The organism is Streptomyces sp. R28 (genome assembly GCF_041052385.1).
Lineage (GTDB): Bacteria > Actinomycetota > Actinomycetes > Streptomycetales > Streptomycetaceae > Streptomyces.
The window spans coordinates 4,149,820-4,164,699 of record NZ_CP163439.1 but is presented as its reverse complement, the minus strand read 5'-3'; the positions used below and the strand labels follow the sequence as shown (position 1 = coordinate 4,164,699).

Below are 14,880 nucleotides of genomic sequence, written 5' to 3'. Positions count from 1 at the left end.
TAGCGGACCCCTGTCTTCGGGTCCTGCGAAGATGTGCCAGAGTTGCCACGTCCGCCCTGTCAGCACGTACGGTACGGCAGCACAGGTGGGACCAGGTGGGGCAGCGGGAAGGGGCAGCCGGTTTGACCACGCACACACCGAAGGCGGCGCAGGCCGTCACGCTGCCCACGACGCTGGACGAGGCCGTGGCAGCACTCGCCGCCACGCCCGCCGCCGTGCCCGTCGCGGGCGGCACCGACCTCATGGCCGCCGTCAACTCCGGGCAGCTCAGGCCCGCCGCACTGGTCGGCCTCGGCCGGATCAGCGAGATCCGTGGCTGGCAGTACCAGGACGGCCACGCTCTGCTGGGTGCCGGACTCACGCACGCGCGTATGGGCCGCCCCGACTTCGCCGCGCTGATCCCGGCGCTCGCGGCCGCCGCGCGCGCCGCCGGTCCGCCGCAGATCCGCAATGCGGGCACGCTCGGCGGCAACATCGCCTCGGCGTCGCCCACCGGTGACGCGCTGCCGGTCCTCGCCGCCCTCGAAGCGACCCTGATCATCGCGGGCCAGGGCGGAGCCCGTCGGGAGATCCCGGTGTCGCACCTGCTGGCGGGCATGGAGATGCTGCGCGCCGGCGAACTGATCGGCTACGTGCGCGTGCCGCTGCTGCACGCGCCGCAGGTCTTCCTCAAGGCCACCGGCCGCACCGGCCCGGGGCGCGCGATGGCGTCCGTCGCGGTCGTCCTCGACCCCGCCCGGCGCGGAGTCAGGTGCGCCGTGGGCGCCATAGCGCCGATGGCGCTCAGGCCGCTGGAGGCCGAGCACTGGGTCGCCCAGCTGATCGACTGGGACAACAACCGCGCGATCGTCCCCGAGGCGCTGCACGCCTTCGGCGAGTACGTCTCCGCGGCCTGCATCCCCGACCCGGCCCCGGCCGAGGACGGCTCCGTGACCCAGCATCCGCCCGCCGTACTGCACCTGCGGCGCACCGTCGCCGCGCTGGCCCGACGAGCACTGGGGAGGGCACTGTCATGACCGACGACCAGCACGGAGAGGGCACGCCCCGGGGCGGGAGCCGGTGGGACCCGCTGCCCCAGGGCGACTACGACGACGGCGCCACCGCCTTCGTCAAGCTCCCCGAAGGGGGCATCGACGCCCTCCTGGCCTCCTCCGACAGCCCGCTCGCCGCGCCCGGCCACGGGTATGTGCCGCCGCAGATAACGGTCGGGCAGGGACCGGCCGCGGGCACCGACCCCGCCGCGCACGGCGGCTGGCCGGTCGCGGGCGCGCCCGTCGAGGGCGCCCAGTGGCCCGACCCGAACGCCGTCCCGCAGGACGCGGGCACCGGCCAGTTCGCGTACAACCCCGGGGCCACCCAGCAGTGGAACTTCTCGGAGACCGCGGCAGGCCAGGAGGCTGTTCCCGCACCTGGTCAGGACGTCACCGGGCAGTGGTCGATTCCCGTCGCCGACGGTGATCTTCCGGATGAATCGGGCGAGTTCACCACGTCGTCGCTCGTCGAGCAGTGGGGCGGAACCCCTCCGGCCACACTGCCGGGCGGCGCGCCCGCACCCTGGGCGACCCAGGCGACCGGGCAGCCGTGGGCGCAGCAGGCCGAGGCCGCGGCGCCGACCGACGAGGCGGTGGGAGCCGCACCCGCGACCGGGGAGCTGACGGAAGCCGGGCACGCGCCCGGGCAGCCGGGACAGCCCGGGGCGCACGCCGGCGACCAGCACGCCGTACACACCACCGACCGGCCCGGTGAGCGGCCCGGACCGGACCCGCACGCGCGCGTGGAGCCCGGTTCCGCCGCGCACGCTTCCGGGGAGCCGTCCGCGCTCGCGTCCGAGCCGCCGGCCGAGACCGCCTCGGAGGCCTCACAGGGCGCTCCTGAGCCCGGCGAGGCCGCCGCGGACGCCCAGGGCGCCCCAGAGGCCGCCGAGGGCCCCGCGGAGACTTCCGCCGAGCCCGGGGCGGCCGAGGGCGGCGACCCCGACCCGGAGGCCGCCGAGGGCCCCGCGCAGGCCGCCGCCTCCGACGACGTACCGGCGCTCCCCGGCGAGGAACACCCCCTCGCCTCCTACGTCCTGCGGGTCAACGGCGTCGAGCGGCCCGTCTCGGACGCCTGGATCGGCGAATCGCTGCTCTACGTGCTGCGCGAGCGGCTCGGGCTCGCGGGCGCCAAGGACGGCTGTTCGCAGGGCGAGTGCGGGGCGTGCAACGTCCAGGTCGACGGGCGGCTCGTCGCGTCCTGCCTGGTGCCCGCCGTGACCGCCGCGGGCGCCGAGGTCCGCACGGTCGAGGGGCTCGCCCAGGACGGGCAGCCGTCGGACGTGCAGCGGGCGCTCGCCCGGTGCGGCGCCGTGCAGTGCGGCTTCTGCGTGCCGGGCATGGCGATGACCCTGCACGACCTGCTGGAGGGCAACCCCGCCCCGACCGAGCTGGAGACCCGCCAGGCCCTGTGCGGCAACCTGTGCCGCTGCTCCGGCTACCGGGGCGTGGTGGACGCCGTCAAGGAGGTCGTCGCCGAACGCGAGGCACACGCGGCGGCCGACGACGAACAGGACGGCAACGAGCCGCGTATCCCTCACCAGGCGGGCCCCGGGGCCGGCGGGGTCCACCCGTCGTTGTTCGAGGCGCCCGGTGCCATGGGACCGGGACCGCATGACCAGGCGTACGGACAGGACGGAGGCCAGGCGTGAGCAACGAAGCCGCCACCGCGACCACAGCCGCGGAGGCAGCACCTGCCCCCGACCCGATCCCGCACGGCCTCGGCGCCTCCCTGCCGGCCGCCGACGCCCGTGCCAAGACCGAGGGCACCTTCCCGTACGCGGCCGACCTGTGGGCCGAGGGCCTGCTGTGGGCGGCCGTCCTGCGCTCGCCGCACCCGCACGCGCGCATCACGTCCATCGACACCTCCCACGCGCGCGAGATGCCCGGCGTACGGGCCGTCGTCACGCACGAGGACATGCCGGGCAGCCCGCTGTTCGGCCGCGGCAAGGCCGATCGTCCGGTCTTCGCCTCCGAGGTCGTACGCCACCACGGCGAGCCCATCGCCGCCGTCGCCGCCGACCACCCGGACACCGCGCGCCTGGCCGCCGCGGCCGTCATCGTCGAGTACGAAGTGCTCGACCCGGTGACTGACCCCGAGCAGGCCTTCGAGGCCGAGCCGCTGCACCCCGACGGCAACCTGATCCGCCACATCCCGCTGCGCCACGGCGACCCGGACGCGGCCGGCGACATCGTCGTGGAGGGCCTGTACCGCATCGGCCGCCAGGACCCGGCCCCCATCGGCGCCGAGGCGGGCCTCGCGGTTCCGCGCCCCGACGGCGGCGTGGAGCTCTACCTGGCCTCCACCGACCCGCACACCGACCGCGACCGGGCCGCCGCCTGCTACGGCCTGGAGCCCGAGCGCGTGAAGGTCGTCGTCACCGGCGTCCCCGGCGCCACCGCCGACCGTGAGGACCAGGGCTTCCAGCTCCCGCTGGGCCTGCTGGCGCTGAAGACGGGCTGCCCCGTCAAACTCACGGCCACGCGCGAGGAGTCCTTCCTCGGCCACACGCACCGGCACCCGACCCTGCTGCGGTACCGCCACCACGCCGACGCCGAGGGCAGGTTGGTGAAGGTCGAGGCGCAGATCCTGCTGGACGCGGGCGCGTACGCCGACACCTCCTCCGAGGCCCTGGCGGCCGCGGTCGCCTTCGCCTGCGGCCCGTACGTCGTCCCGAACGCCTTCATCGAGGGCTGGGCCGTACGCACCAACAACCCGCCCTCCGGCCATGTGCGCGGTGAGGGCGCCATGCAGGTGTGCGCCGCGTACGAGGCGCAGATGGACAAGCTGGCCAAGAAGCTCGGCCTGGATCCGGCGGAGCTGCGCCTGCGCAACGTGATGGCGACGGGCGACGTGCTCCCCACGGGCCAGACGGTGACCTGCCCGGCCCCGGTCGCGGAACTTCTCCAGGCCGTACGGGACTACCCGCTGCCCGCCCTCCCCAAGGACACGCCCGAGGACGAGTGGCTGCTGCCCGGCGGCCCCGAGGGCGCGGGCGAACCGGGCGCCGTGCGCCGCGGCGTCGGCTACGGCCTGGGCATGGTGCACATGCTCGGCGCCGAGGGCGCGGACGAGGTCTCCACGGCGACGGTGAAGGTCCACGACGGCGTCGCGACCGTGCTGTGCGCGGCGGTCGAGACGGGTCAGGGCTTCACGACACTGGCCCGGCAGATCGTCCAGGAGACGCTCGGCATCGACGAGGTGCACGTGGCTCCCGTCGACACCGACCAGCCCCCGGCGGGCGCGGGCTGCCGCGGCCGCCACACCTGGGTGTCGGGCGGCGCGGTGGAGCGGGCGGCGAAGATGGTCCGCACGCAGCTGCTGCAGCCCCTGGCGCACAAGTTCGGCATGTCCACCGAGCTGCTCCAGATCACCGACGGCAAGATCACGTCGTACGACGGCGTCCTGTCGACCACCGTCACCGAGGCGATGGACGGCAAGGAACTGTGGGCGACGGCCCAGTGCCGCCCGCACCCGACCGAGCCGCTGAACGAGTCCGGCCAGGGCGACGCCTTCGTCGGCATGGCCTTCTGCGCGATCCGCGCGGTGGTGGACGTCGACATCGAACTGGGCTCGGTACGGGTCGTCGAGCTGGCGCTCGCCCAGGACGTCGGCCAGGTGCTGAACCCGGCCCAGCTGGAGGCGCGCATCGAGGCGGGCGTGACGCAGGGCGTGGGCATAGCGCTCACGGAGAACCTGCGCTCGGCCCGCGGCCTGATCCGTCACCCCGACCTCACGGGCTACGCGCTGCCGACGGCCCTGGACGCACCGGACATCCGGATCGTGAAGCTGGTCGAGGAACGCGACGTGGTCGCGCCCTTCGGCGCGAAGGCGGTGAGCGCGGTGCCGGTGGTGACCTCGCCGGCGGCCATCGCCTCGGCCGTACGGGCCGCGACGGGCCGCCCGGTGAACCGCCTGCCGATCCGACCGCAGGCGGCGGTGGTGACCGGCCAGTGAGCGCGACCCGGCTGTCCTGCCCGTCGGGCTGATGGACGGGGTCGTCCTGGTCACCGGCGTGATGGCGGCCGGGAAGTCGACGGTCGCGCAGGCACTGGCGGAGCGGCTCCCGAGGGCTGCGCACGTCCGGGGTGACGTGTTCCGGCGGATGATCGTCTCGGGGCGGGTGGAGTACGAGCCCGGAGACGAGGAAGCCCAAGGCGGCGAGGGCGAGGCTCAACTCCGGCTGCGATACCGGCTGTCGGCGGCGACGGCGGACGCGTATGCGGAGGCCGGGTTCACGGCGGTGGTGCAGGACGTGGTGCTGGGTGCCGACTTGGCGGCGTACGTACGGCTGGTGCGCACGCGTCCGCTGTACGTGGTCGTCCTCGCGCCGAACGCCGCGGCCGTGGCGGCGCGGGAGGCCGGGCGGGCGAAGACCGGGTACGGGACGGGCCACGGGGCTTGGACGGTCGAAGAGTTGGACGGGGCGCTGCGGGCGCGGACGCCGCGGATCGGGTTGTGGGTGGATTCGTCGGAGTTGACCGTGGGGGAGACCGTGGAGGCGATTCTGACGGAAAGGGAACGCGCGAGGGTGGGCTGAGCGTCTACGGGGGGTGAAGCGCTGTCAGTGGTCGTGCTGGGCCGGGGGCGTTGTGGGCGATCGCGCTGATCCGGGGCGTTGTCAGTGGTGGCGCGTAGTGTTCTGGGCAGTGGGGACGGCGGCCGGATCCGGCGGGTCGGGCGGTCGGCCGTGTCCTGCCCGGGGCGGTGAGCAAGCGCATGCGGGGGAGCCATGAGCACGACGACTACGACTTACACCAGTACAGCCTGCGCCAGTACAACCTGCGCCAGTGCAACCTGCGTCAGCGACACGGCGATCATCCTGACCGACACCGAGCTGGCTCCGTACGTCACGCACGCGTCGACGCGTCGCTGGCTGACGGGTCCCGGACTGCCCTGCGGCAGCGGCGTGTTGAGCTTCGCCGAGCTGTGCCGTGAGGGTCGGCAGGGCTTGCGGACGGTGGCCGACTCGACGGGCGATCCGGCCGACCGGCTGGCGGCGGAGCTGCGGGACCAGCTGGTGATAGGCGGACTGCTGGGCCCCGGCGGCCTGGAGATGGAGTCGGTCCTGCTGGACGGCGCGACGGGCGAGATCTCGACGACGTACTTCCTGCACGACCGCCCCGACCTGATGGACCGCCGCCCGCTGGCACCGTCCCTGCGGACGCTGGTCCGGTTCGCTGAGGCGACGGACGAACTGGCGGGCCTGCGCGGCCAGTTCGCCTCCTACGTCGGCCGTTACGGCCCGAAGGCGGTGGCGCAGGCCTCGCAGCACCTGCTGGCGGTGTTCGAGGACGGCACGGACGGCGAGCCGGCGCCGTTCTGGAAGATGGCGGCCCTGATCCGCCCCCTGGCGCTCGTCGCGGGCCGGGCCGGAGAGTCGGGGCTTGCCCTGGACCTGCCGCCGCGCCTCCTGGACCAGGAATTCGGCAAGGGCAAGGTGGTGCGCTTCGAGGAGGTCGACTTCCCCGTCACGCTCACGCACGACCCGACCCGCCGCTTCCTGCGCGAGGTGGGCCTGCCGGAGGACGGCTTCCTGTTCTCGCTGGAGACGGATGCGCCGCTGCAGACGCTGGCCGAGTACTACGCCGACGTGGAGCGGGTCGCCGAACTGCCCGCCCGGGCCGACTGTTTGATACGCCTCGGTCATCTCGTCGAGGACGACAGCCTGGTCGTCGACGGCGAGACGGGCGCGGTCCTGAACTGGAGCGAGCCCGAGGCGAGGCTGTTCCCCCTGAACACGGACGTCTCGACGCTCGCCTTCACGCTCTGGCTGCTGCACCGCGAGCAGGCGATCGACGAGCAGTCGGGCCACGAGCTGACGACCGACACCTACGACCAGCTGGCCATGACGATGCTCCAGGTCCTGTCGACGGTCGACCCGACCGGCACCAGGGCCGCCGACGGGGACGGCCGGCATTACTGGACGGAGGTGTTCCAGGACGAGGCGAGCGGGGTGCTGGAGTCGGTGGGCGGGGTGCGGTGAGGTATCGGGCGGGGGCGGGACATGGTGGATCGACCGACCGGCGGGAAACGGTGAGTTGACCGGTAGGCCGTGGTGCGGGAGATCGACAGTTCCCGTATGGACAACCTCACCGTCCGCCCGGTCGAACCGCGTGAATTAGCGGCCGTCGCGGGACTGCGGTGGCAGCGGATCCTCGAGAACGACGGCGCGGCACCGGCAGCCGTCGACCACGACGCCTTCGTACGCCACTTCGTCACCTGGGCCGAGCAGAACGCCTCCTCGCACCGCTGGGGTTCGAGAACTCGCCGCGCCTCCTCCAGGCCCACGTCGCGCGGGCTGTGCCGCATCCCTGAGGCCGGGCGCCTTCGGCCGGCGGCCCCAGGGACAGGCATCGTCAGGAGGACTTGGCGGCGGCGCGGCGGCGACGTACGGCCAGGACCAGGGCACCGCCGAGGGCTGCTGCGGCGGCTGCGGAACCGGCGATGAGCGGGGTGCCGTCGGAGCCGGTGCTCGCCAGGTTGCCGTCGAGGGAACCGGTGGTGGAGCCGCCGGCCGAGGTGCCCGCGGAGGTGCCGGCCGACGTGGAGCCGGTGCCGCCGGTGCTGCCCGTGCCGCCGGTGGACTGGCCCTCGGGGTCGTTGCCGTCGCCGCCCGTGGTGGAGCCGCCGTCCGTCGAGCCGCCGGTGGAGGAGCCGCCGGAGGTGGCGGGGCCGGGTTCGTTGTCGCTGGGGAGGTCGATGCTGACGTAGGCCTTGTCGTTGGCGGGGTTCTTGTCGAACCACGGGTGGATGTCGTAGATGGAGGTCGCCTTCACCTCACCCTTGGGGTCCTTGGCGCTCTCGTTGATCTTCACCAGGAAGGTGTAGGCGTACGTCTCGCCGACCTCGATGACGGCGCCGTCGGGCCGGCAGACGTACCGGGGCTTGCCCGGAGCCGAGGGGCCGGTCGGGCCGTCGATCCCGAACGGCTTGCACTCCTTGGGCACTTCGACGGCGACGGTGCCCGGCGGGATCTGCACCATGAGTGCGGTCAGGTCGTCGCTCTCCTGGTTCTGGATCCAGCCGGGGCCGTCGTTGCGGAGCTTCACGGTGAACGACTGCTGGCCGCCGGGGAGCGCCTCGGTCTCCTCACCGATCGCGGCGAGGTCGGCCGAGCTGTCCGCCCTGAGGGTCACACGCTGGTAGCTGTCGGTGAACCCCTCGCCGGGGGCCTCACCGGTGGGCGAGGTGCCGTACTCGACGGCCTCCATCAGCGCCTTGGGCAGCGCCTTGAACCGCACGGGGGTCTCGACGGAGGCACCGGGTTCGATGACCGTGTCGAGCTCGCAGAGCGCCTGCCGGACCTGGTCCTCGATGGTCGAGTAGGTGCAGCCCTGGACGGACTCGGGGAAGTCGAGGCCCCGGGTCAGCCGGATCCGGAAGGTGACGCCGTCCGCGGCCGCGGTGCCCTTGTTGGTGATGACGACGGACTCGTCGGACACCTCACCGGGCTTGGGAGACGTACTCGGCAGGCGCGAGATCACCAGGGACGGCGCGGCCTCCTCGGCATGCGCCGCGGGAGCGACGACCGCGGGAACGGCCGCGGCGATCGCGGCAGCGGCCACGATGGCCGCGGAGGGGCGGATGTGCGAGGGGCGGATGCGCTGGCGCACGGATGGGTCTCCTCGTCGGGACAGGAAGCACGGCGACCGGAGCTTTGCCGTCCAGTCATGTCCTGGACAGCTGGAGGGGGTCCAGGGTTGTGCTGCTGTTTGAGGAGATGCAGGGGAGGGGTGGGGGAGAGAGTAGAGAGGCGGAGGCCGTGGCGCGCATGCCACTGTTTGCGGCGCCCCTTACTCAGAGGGATCGTGTTCCTTAACTTCATATTCCGCGCTTTCTGGGCACTGGCGAACCGAGGTGAGTAACCGATGCGTCGCCTGATTGCGCTTGCCTTGGCCGTGTTGGTCAGCATCGCCGTGGCCGCTTGCGGGGATGGGGATAAGACGGTCACGACCACGCCGACGACCAGTGCACCCGAGCAGCAAACGACTACCACGCAGCCGCCCACTTCGACGCCGAGCGCAGCGCCATCTGCCGCGTCAGTGGGCGGCACCCTCAACCTGACCGGTACTGATGAGGGCGAGAATCTCGCCGTCACAGTGGTCAAGGTTGTCGATCCGGCACGGGCCAAGAACGAGTTCTCCAGCCCTGAGTCGGGCGAGCGGTTCGTTGCCGTCCAGTTCAGGCTGCGGAACACCGGTTCCGCCGTGTACGACGACTCGCCGGACAATGGAGCGAAGGTGAGGGATACGCAGGGGCAGCAGTTCAGCGCTTCGATCGAGGAAACAGCCGCGGGACCGGGCTTTGGCGGAAGCGTCACCCTTGTCCCGGGCGACACCGCTCTTGGGTTCATCACCTTCGAGGTCCCAACCGCCTCGAAGATTGCGAAGATCCAGTTCGCCATGGCCAGCGGGTTCGCCGGCAATGTAGGGCAGTGGAATGTGCCCTAGCCCCCGGTACGAAGAGGCGACCTCCTCGTGAGGGTTGCCCCCAACCAACGTCAGGGACGGGCGTCTGCGCGACGCTCGCCACACGGCCGCCACGGTCCTGCTTATCCTCGGTGTCCCGAGCGCCGTCATGGGCCTCATGGGGTGGTCGACCACCGCCATGGCCGCCCGGTACCAGCACATGTCGGGCGCTGTACGGGCCGATGTCGCGTGCGTAGTTGTGCTTGTCGGGTTAGCTGAAGTCAGCAGGCGTGCATGGTGATACTTCGCAACTTTTGCGCTCTGCGCGCGCCCTGGTGGTCGCCGGCGGGGACGCCTATTTTCGACGGTCTCAGGCGGACAGGACCATTGGAGCGACGAATGGCATCCGGCGACCCCGCACCTCCCACGGGCGACCCCGCACCTCCCACGAGCGACCCCGCACCTCCCACGGGCGAACCCGCGCCTCATGCTGGTTGGACTAGAGAGCAGCGGTTGACCCTCATTGGCGTAGTGGTCGGAGTGGCAGCCCTCCTAGTCGCAATTTTCGTCATCTACAAAGAGGATGTGTCGGAGGAGCAGGTGGAATCCTCTAAAGAGGCGTTCGCTTCTTATCTCGCGGAATCTGACGCGGCATGCGCAAAGCACGGTCCGGCTCTTGCGGAGTTGGGCGATGGGCCGTGGCAGGGTGATCCGGCAGCATATGCTGCGCACCTTCGCGAGAAGAATAAAGTGCTCAGCGAAGTCGTCCGTGACTGGCAGGCTCTTGCTGTCCCCTATGAAGAAAAGAAGCAGGATGTGGCTGAAGCTCAGTCCTTGGCCTTGGGGTCTATACGTCAATACGAGATTGCCGCCGATGTGATGGAGGATGGCGGAGAGGACGCTAACCCTTACATCACCGAGGGTGGACGTATGGGCTTGGAGGCCATCACGAAAGCGAGGGCCACCGGCTTCAAAATCTGTCCTGGAGGCCGATGAGGCGACACGCCCTGCCTCGATCGACGGACTGACGAACGACAGGCCTCGCAGTGCGTGCACCGCGAACCGGTACGAGCTACAGCAGTTCAACTGAGACGAGAGCTGCGACGGACGGCCGACAGGGCGGCACCCCCGGAGGGGTGCCGCCCTGTCGTTTTTGCCTGGTCAGGCAGTAGAGGCCGTGGCGGGATTCGAACCCACGTAACTCGCTTTGCAGGTTTGTCCGGGTTGGTCAGGGCGTGATCCGGGCTCGTTCGCCGTTGTTCATTCCCGTACGGACGCCACGACTATCGGGGCAGGGTGAACGGCTCTGGACGGCCGCGTACAACGATGAACGAGACGGAAACTGAGACGGAACCCGATCATGTTCGCGGCGCAGAGTGGATCTCTACCGCATCGAAGCGGAAGGTTGGGCCCGCAGGGACTCAGGCCGACTCCTCCGCCGAACGGCACACCGGACAGGTCAGCCGCCTGGCCGGTTGGTCGTGCCCCATCTTGCCGGGTTGGGCGGCTCCACTGAGTTGCATCGCCTCGGTGCGCACGTGGTCGCTGCAGACAGCGGCCCCGCACAGCCGGCAGACGGCTACTGCTTCTGAGGCCCGCCCCGACTGGGCGCATTCATAGCAGTTCATGTAAGGACGACCTTTCAGCCGTAGGGGCTGCCAGCGAGGACTGGCTTCAGGTGGCCTGACTCTCTCGCTGTGGGTTCCGGAGTCCCCCCCGCTGCGGCTCCGCAAACCTGGCGACCTGGCAACTTGGCGGCGGGTGGCCAAGTCGTCGGGGGCGTAGCGCCACGGTTCGACCCCCCCGGCGAACGCTTCGGAACCATGGTCTTCCTCCCGCCTAGTGAACTGAGGGGTCCGCTATCTCAAGCCTGACGCCGTTGGGCATACGGAACAACTCGGAGGCATGGAAACGGTAAGGAGGGCAGGAACCCGAGACGGCATGACGACGACTGAGCGCACCGAGTTCGACGCAGACGCGGCAGTGGCCATTCTGCGAAAGGCGTGCGAGGTCGCAGGTCGAGGAAACCAAAGGGTGCTAATTAAAAGCCAAGGCGAGCGGAATTCCGGCTATATTCAAAATCAGGCCCCCAAGTGCCACGTATGATAGGCCTAGGAATTTTCTGGCCAGATAGGCTTGAGGGCGAGAGAGGTACATGCCGGAGTCGGAGACGATCAAGATGATCGAAATTATGACATAGATTGCTCTCCGGCGAGCCAGGTTGCCATAGTGTCCGGGAAGCAGAGCATAGTCCCTACGCTTGTCAGCGTGACCGCAGGTACGATCTGCACCGCATCGGCGGCAAATTCGACATAGTCTTCAATTTGTGCTGGGGATAGGTAATAGGGGGGTGTTCCGAGGCCGACATTGGACTTAGCCTCCTCCGAAGATATCCAACTCCGAACGGCCTCCTTTGCCCGCTTGGTCAAGAGCGGGCTCAGCAGGAACATGAGGCTCGCAGCGATAAATGGGACCGCCTCTTTCACCGGACACCCCTTACAAGCCTAAGGAATTGGACACCCCTTACACTCCTAAGGGGTAGTGTCAAAAGTTATGATCGCAGGGTTCTGGGTAGATCCTGTGCCGGCGAACGTGAAGTCTTGGCAAATCCATTCAACGGATACCTCTACCCTTTCGTCGCTGCGACCGCCCGATACGGCAACAATCGGCTTGCTCAGGTTTCGTCGACTGCGCGCCCTCTTCCTCCCCCTGCCCTCCAGGGGGACTTTTGCGCTCCAGCCACGACGTCGACGCTTCCCCTCGGTGAAGCGGATATCTTCAGTGGTGCACGAGGATGTGACCATAATGAGCCATGGAAGCGGAGAATCGCTGTTTACATCAACGATGTGAGAGGCTTCTAGTTCTGTAGCGCTAAGGGTGAACTCTTTCTTAGGCGCGAGATACGTTCCGACTGAAAGGAATCCAGGCAGCGCGTCATTCGGGAATTCATCGCGACACTTCGCCGTTTTCCGGGGTCGACTCTTCAGGCGTATCAGCATGCTTTGCATCCTGAATCCCAAGTTCGTAGGCGGGCACACTTCTGAAGGTTGGGGGGCTAGTTTGGTAGAACTAGTGAAACTTCCGGTATATGTTTCCGGACCATTCGCGTCCCCGTTTCATGCGCAGTACCCCATATGTTTGGTATCGCTTCAGCTGTGCAAACAACGCTTGCTATGTGCAGGTTGTTGAGTACGTGATAGGCGAGCGTTGATTTGGAAAAATCAACCCGTATGAAATCGCACGATTTATCAGTTTCGGATGCTGTAAACTTACTTGACCATTCTCTTGCCCGGCACCCGTTTCCGCGGAATCTCTGCCCGGCGATGAACGAGGTGACTTCCACACCCGCCGCGTTGACGTGCTGCGATGCGCCGATCCTGTTCCGCGTTTGCGCAGATCAGACCACGTATAAGAGGCCGTGGCGGGATTCGAACCCACGTAACTCGCTTTGCAGGCGAGCCCCTGAACCACTCGGGCACACGGCCGTTACCAATGCTGGCCGTGTGTGCGCTGAGTGGTGGGAATCGAACCCGCGTAACTCCCCGCGAGCGAAGCTCGCTGATGGATGCAGCGCAGGCGAGCCCCTGAACCACTCGGGCACACGGCCATCTTCCGACTTCGGGTGTTCGGCCCTGGTCGGTGGTTCGACCGTAAGGGCCTGGCCGTGGGGCCATCAAGGGAACCGGCGGGTCTGCAATGGGACTGCCACACGCCGTTCATGAATCCCGGCGGTCGTACGACCAAGGTCTCAGAGCGGAGCCGTCTCTCGACAGGGGTCAAAGTTGGTTGTGGCCCTTACGCTCGAGGGCATGACTGCCCTCGAGCCGCGCGACGCCGGTGTCGCGAAGACATCCGATGTTCCCTTGGCCTCCGACTCCGAGGAGACCGTGCTCAGTCGGTCCCATCGGGCGCTCAGTGTCGGGATCGTCTCCGTCGTGCTGCTCATTGCCTTCGAGGCCACCGCAGTTGGGACGGCTATGCCGGTGGCCGCGCGGGAGCTGGACGGGGTGTCGTTGTACGCCTTCGCGTTCTCGGGGTACTTCACCACCAGCCTGTTCGGGATGGTGCTGGCGGGGCAGTGGTCGGACCGGCGGGGGCCGTTGGGGGCGCTGAGCGCGGGGATCGCCGCGTTCGGGGCAGGGCTGCTGCTGTCCGGGACCGCCGGGGTCATGTGGCTGTTCATCCTCGGGCGGGCCGTGCAGGGGCTCGGGGGCGGGCTGGTGATCGTCGCGTTGTACGTCGTCGTCGGGCGGGCCTATCCCGAGCGGTTGCGGCCGGCGATCATGGCGGCGTTCGCGGCGAGCTGGGTCGTGCCGTCGATCGTGGGGCCGCTGGCTTCCGGGGCGGTGACCGAGCATCTGGGCTGGCGCTGGGTGTTCGTCGGCATTCCGGCGCTCGTCGTGTTTCCGCTCGCCCTCGCGCTGCCGCAGATACGGCGGCGGGCGGGAGGGCCGGTCGACCCGTTCGCCGGTGCCGTCTCCTTCGACCGGCGCCGTATCCGGCTCGCGCTCGGTATCTCCCTCGGGGCGGGGCTGCTGCAGTACGCCGCCCAGGACCTGCGGTGGCTCTCCCTCGTCCCCGGCGTCGCCGGCGCCGCGCTGCTCGTGCCGGCCGTGCTCGGGCTGCTCCCGCGCGGCACGTACCGGGCGGTGCGCGGGCTGCCGTCCGTGGTGCTGTTGCGCGGGGTCGCCGCGGGGTCGTTCATCGCGGCCGAGTCCTTCGTGCCGCTGATGCTGGTCACCCAGCGAGGGCTGTCGCCGACGCTCGCCGGGTTCTCGCTCGCGGCGGGCGGCGGGACGTGGGCGCTGGGGTCGTGGATGCAGTCGCGGCCGCGGGTGGAGCCGTATCGGGAACGCCTGATGACGTGGGGGATGGTGCTGGTGGCGGCTGCCATCGCCGCCGCGCCGAGTGTGCTGATCGACTCCGTGCCGGCCTGGACCGTCGCCGTGGCGTGGGCGTTCGGCTGCTTCGGGATGGGGCTGGTCATCTCCTCCACGAGCGTGCTGCTGCTCCATCTGTCCGCCCCCGAGGAGGCCGGCACCAACTCCGCCGCGCTCCAGATCTCCGACGGCCTGTCCAATGTCGTCCTGCTGGCCGCGGGGGGTGCCGCCTTCGCGGCTCTGGGAGGCGGCACGGTGAGTCACGCGGCCGGGGAGGGCTCCGGCGCGGGGGCGCATCCGGCGGCGTTCGCGGCGGTGTTCCTGCCGATGGCGGGGGTGGCGTTGGTGGGGGCCTGGGTGACCACGCGGTTGCGGGAGCGGTGAGCGGTGAGGGGTGGGGTGGGCGCCGGAGGGTGTCGCCCCCGCCGGCCCTTGGAGCCCCGCTTCGGCCCGAAGGGCCTCGTCCCCGAACTCCCCCAGAGGGGGGCACCCTCAGACGGGCTGAAAGATCCGCACGGCGGCCGGGGGCGAAGGCCTGAGAACGCCGCGGCGGTTGT

The 14,880-nt window shown here is 69.8% G+C and carries 10 protein-coding genes, 1 tRNA gene and 1 pseudogene; 9 read left to right on the top strand and 3 right to left on the bottom strand.

Annotated elements, in window-relative coordinates; translation table 11 throughout:
• The first annotated feature begins 122 nt into the window (after positions 1 to 122).
• The 5 genes from AB5J49_RS18420 (at position 123) to AB5J49_RS18400 (ending at position 7,018) form a co-directional block, all read left to right on the top strand.
• Entirely contained in the window at positions 123 to 1,016 is an 894-nt protein-coding gene (locus tag AB5J49_RS18420) for a xanthine dehydrogenase family protein subunit M (RefSeq protein WP_369169718.1), read from the top strand.
• Positions 1,013 to 2,683: a 2Fe-2S iron-sulfur cluster-binding protein gene (locus AB5J49_RS18415; RefSeq protein WP_369169717.1), complete on the top strand. Its 1,671-nt coding sequence runs from the start codon at positions 1,013 to 1,015 to the stop codon at positions 2,681 to 2,683. Before AB5J49_RS18420 ends, AB5J49_RS18415 begins: the two co-directional genes overlap by 4 nt.
• The gene (locus AB5J49_RS18410; protein WP_369169716.1) at positions 2,680 to 4,989 is read left to right on the top strand and encodes a xanthine dehydrogenase family protein molybdopterin-binding subunit; all 2,310 of its coding nucleotides are present in this window, start codon (positions 2,680 to 2,682) and stop codon (positions 4,987 to 4,989) included. The genes AB5J49_RS18415 and AB5J49_RS18410 overlap by 4 nt, the downstream gene beginning before the upstream one ends.
• Positions 4,990 to 5,020: 31 nt before the next feature.
• The gene (locus AB5J49_RS18405; protein WP_369169715.1) at positions 5,021 to 5,572 is read left to right on the top strand and encodes an AAA family ATPase; all 552 of its coding nucleotides are present in this window, start codon (positions 5,021 to 5,023) and stop codon (positions 5,570 to 5,572) included.
• Between the two features lie 192 nt (positions 5,573 to 5,764).
• Positions 5,765 to 7,018 carry an SUKH-4 family immunity protein gene (locus AB5J49_RS18400; protein WP_369169714.1) on the top strand — a complete coding sequence of 418 codons (1,254 nt, stop codon included), beginning with the start codon at positions 5,765 to 5,767 and terminating at the stop codon, positions 7,016 to 7,018.
• A 373-nt stretch (positions 7,019 to 7,391) separates the two neighbouring features.
• On the opposite strand, the gene AB5J49_RS18395 is transcribed toward AB5J49_RS18400, so the two are convergent.
• Complete coding sequence (locus tag AB5J49_RS18395; protein WP_369169713.1) at positions 7,392 to 8,648, bottom strand: LPXTG cell wall anchor domain-containing protein; 1,257 nt, start codon at positions 8,646 to 8,648, stop codon at positions 7,392 to 7,394.
• Between the two features lie 255 nt (positions 8,649 to 8,903).
• On the opposite strand from AB5J49_RS18395, the gene AB5J49_RS18390 reads away from it, so the two are divergent.
• The 3 genes and pseudogenes from AB5J49_RS18390 to AB5J49_RS18380 all read left to right on the top strand — a co-directional run bounded on the left by AB5J49_RS18390 (position 8,904) and on the right by AB5J49_RS18380 (position 10,439).
• Positions 8,904 to 9,485, top strand: a complete 582-nt coding sequence (locus AB5J49_RS18390; RefSeq protein ID WP_369169712.1) for a DUF4352 domain-containing protein — start codon at positions 8,904 to 8,906, stop codon at positions 9,483 to 9,485.
• A 49-nt stretch (positions 9,486 to 9,534) separates the two neighbouring features.
• A pseudogene (locus tag AB5J49_RS18385) lies at positions 9,535 to 9,744 on the top strand (site-specific integrase); the annotation flags it as partial.
• A 212-nt stretch (positions 9,745 to 9,956) separates the two neighbouring features.
• Positions 9,957 to 10,439, top strand: coding sequence for a hypothetical protein (locus AB5J49_RS18380; protein ID WP_369169711.1), 483 nt, complete (start codon positions 9,957 to 9,959; stop codon positions 10,437 to 10,439).
• A gap of 425 nt (positions 10,440 to 10,864) precedes the next feature.
• Here AB5J49_RS18380 and AB5J49_RS18375 read toward each other — a convergent pair whose 3' ends face one another.
• Both AB5J49_RS18375 and AB5J49_RS18370 read right to left on the bottom strand, forming a co-directional pair.
• Positions 10,865 to 11,071: a DUF2180 family protein gene (locus tag AB5J49_RS18375; RefSeq protein ID WP_369169710.1), complete on the bottom strand. Its 207-nt coding sequence runs from the start codon at positions 11,069 to 11,071 to the stop codon at positions 10,865 to 10,867.
• Between the two features lie 1,785 nt (positions 11,072 to 12,856).
• Positions 12,857 to 12,928 (bottom strand) — tRNA-Cys (locus AB5J49_RS18370).
• Between the two features lie 324 nt (positions 12,929 to 13,252).
• On the opposite strand from AB5J49_RS18370, the gene AB5J49_RS18365 reads away from it, so the two are divergent.
• Positions 13,253 to 14,707 (top strand): MFS transporter, encoded by a 1,455-nt coding sequence (locus tag AB5J49_RS18365; protein ID WP_369169709.1) that lies wholly within the window; start codon positions 13,253 to 13,255, stop codon positions 14,705 to 14,707.
• Positions 14,708 to 14,880: the final 173 nt, after the last annotated feature.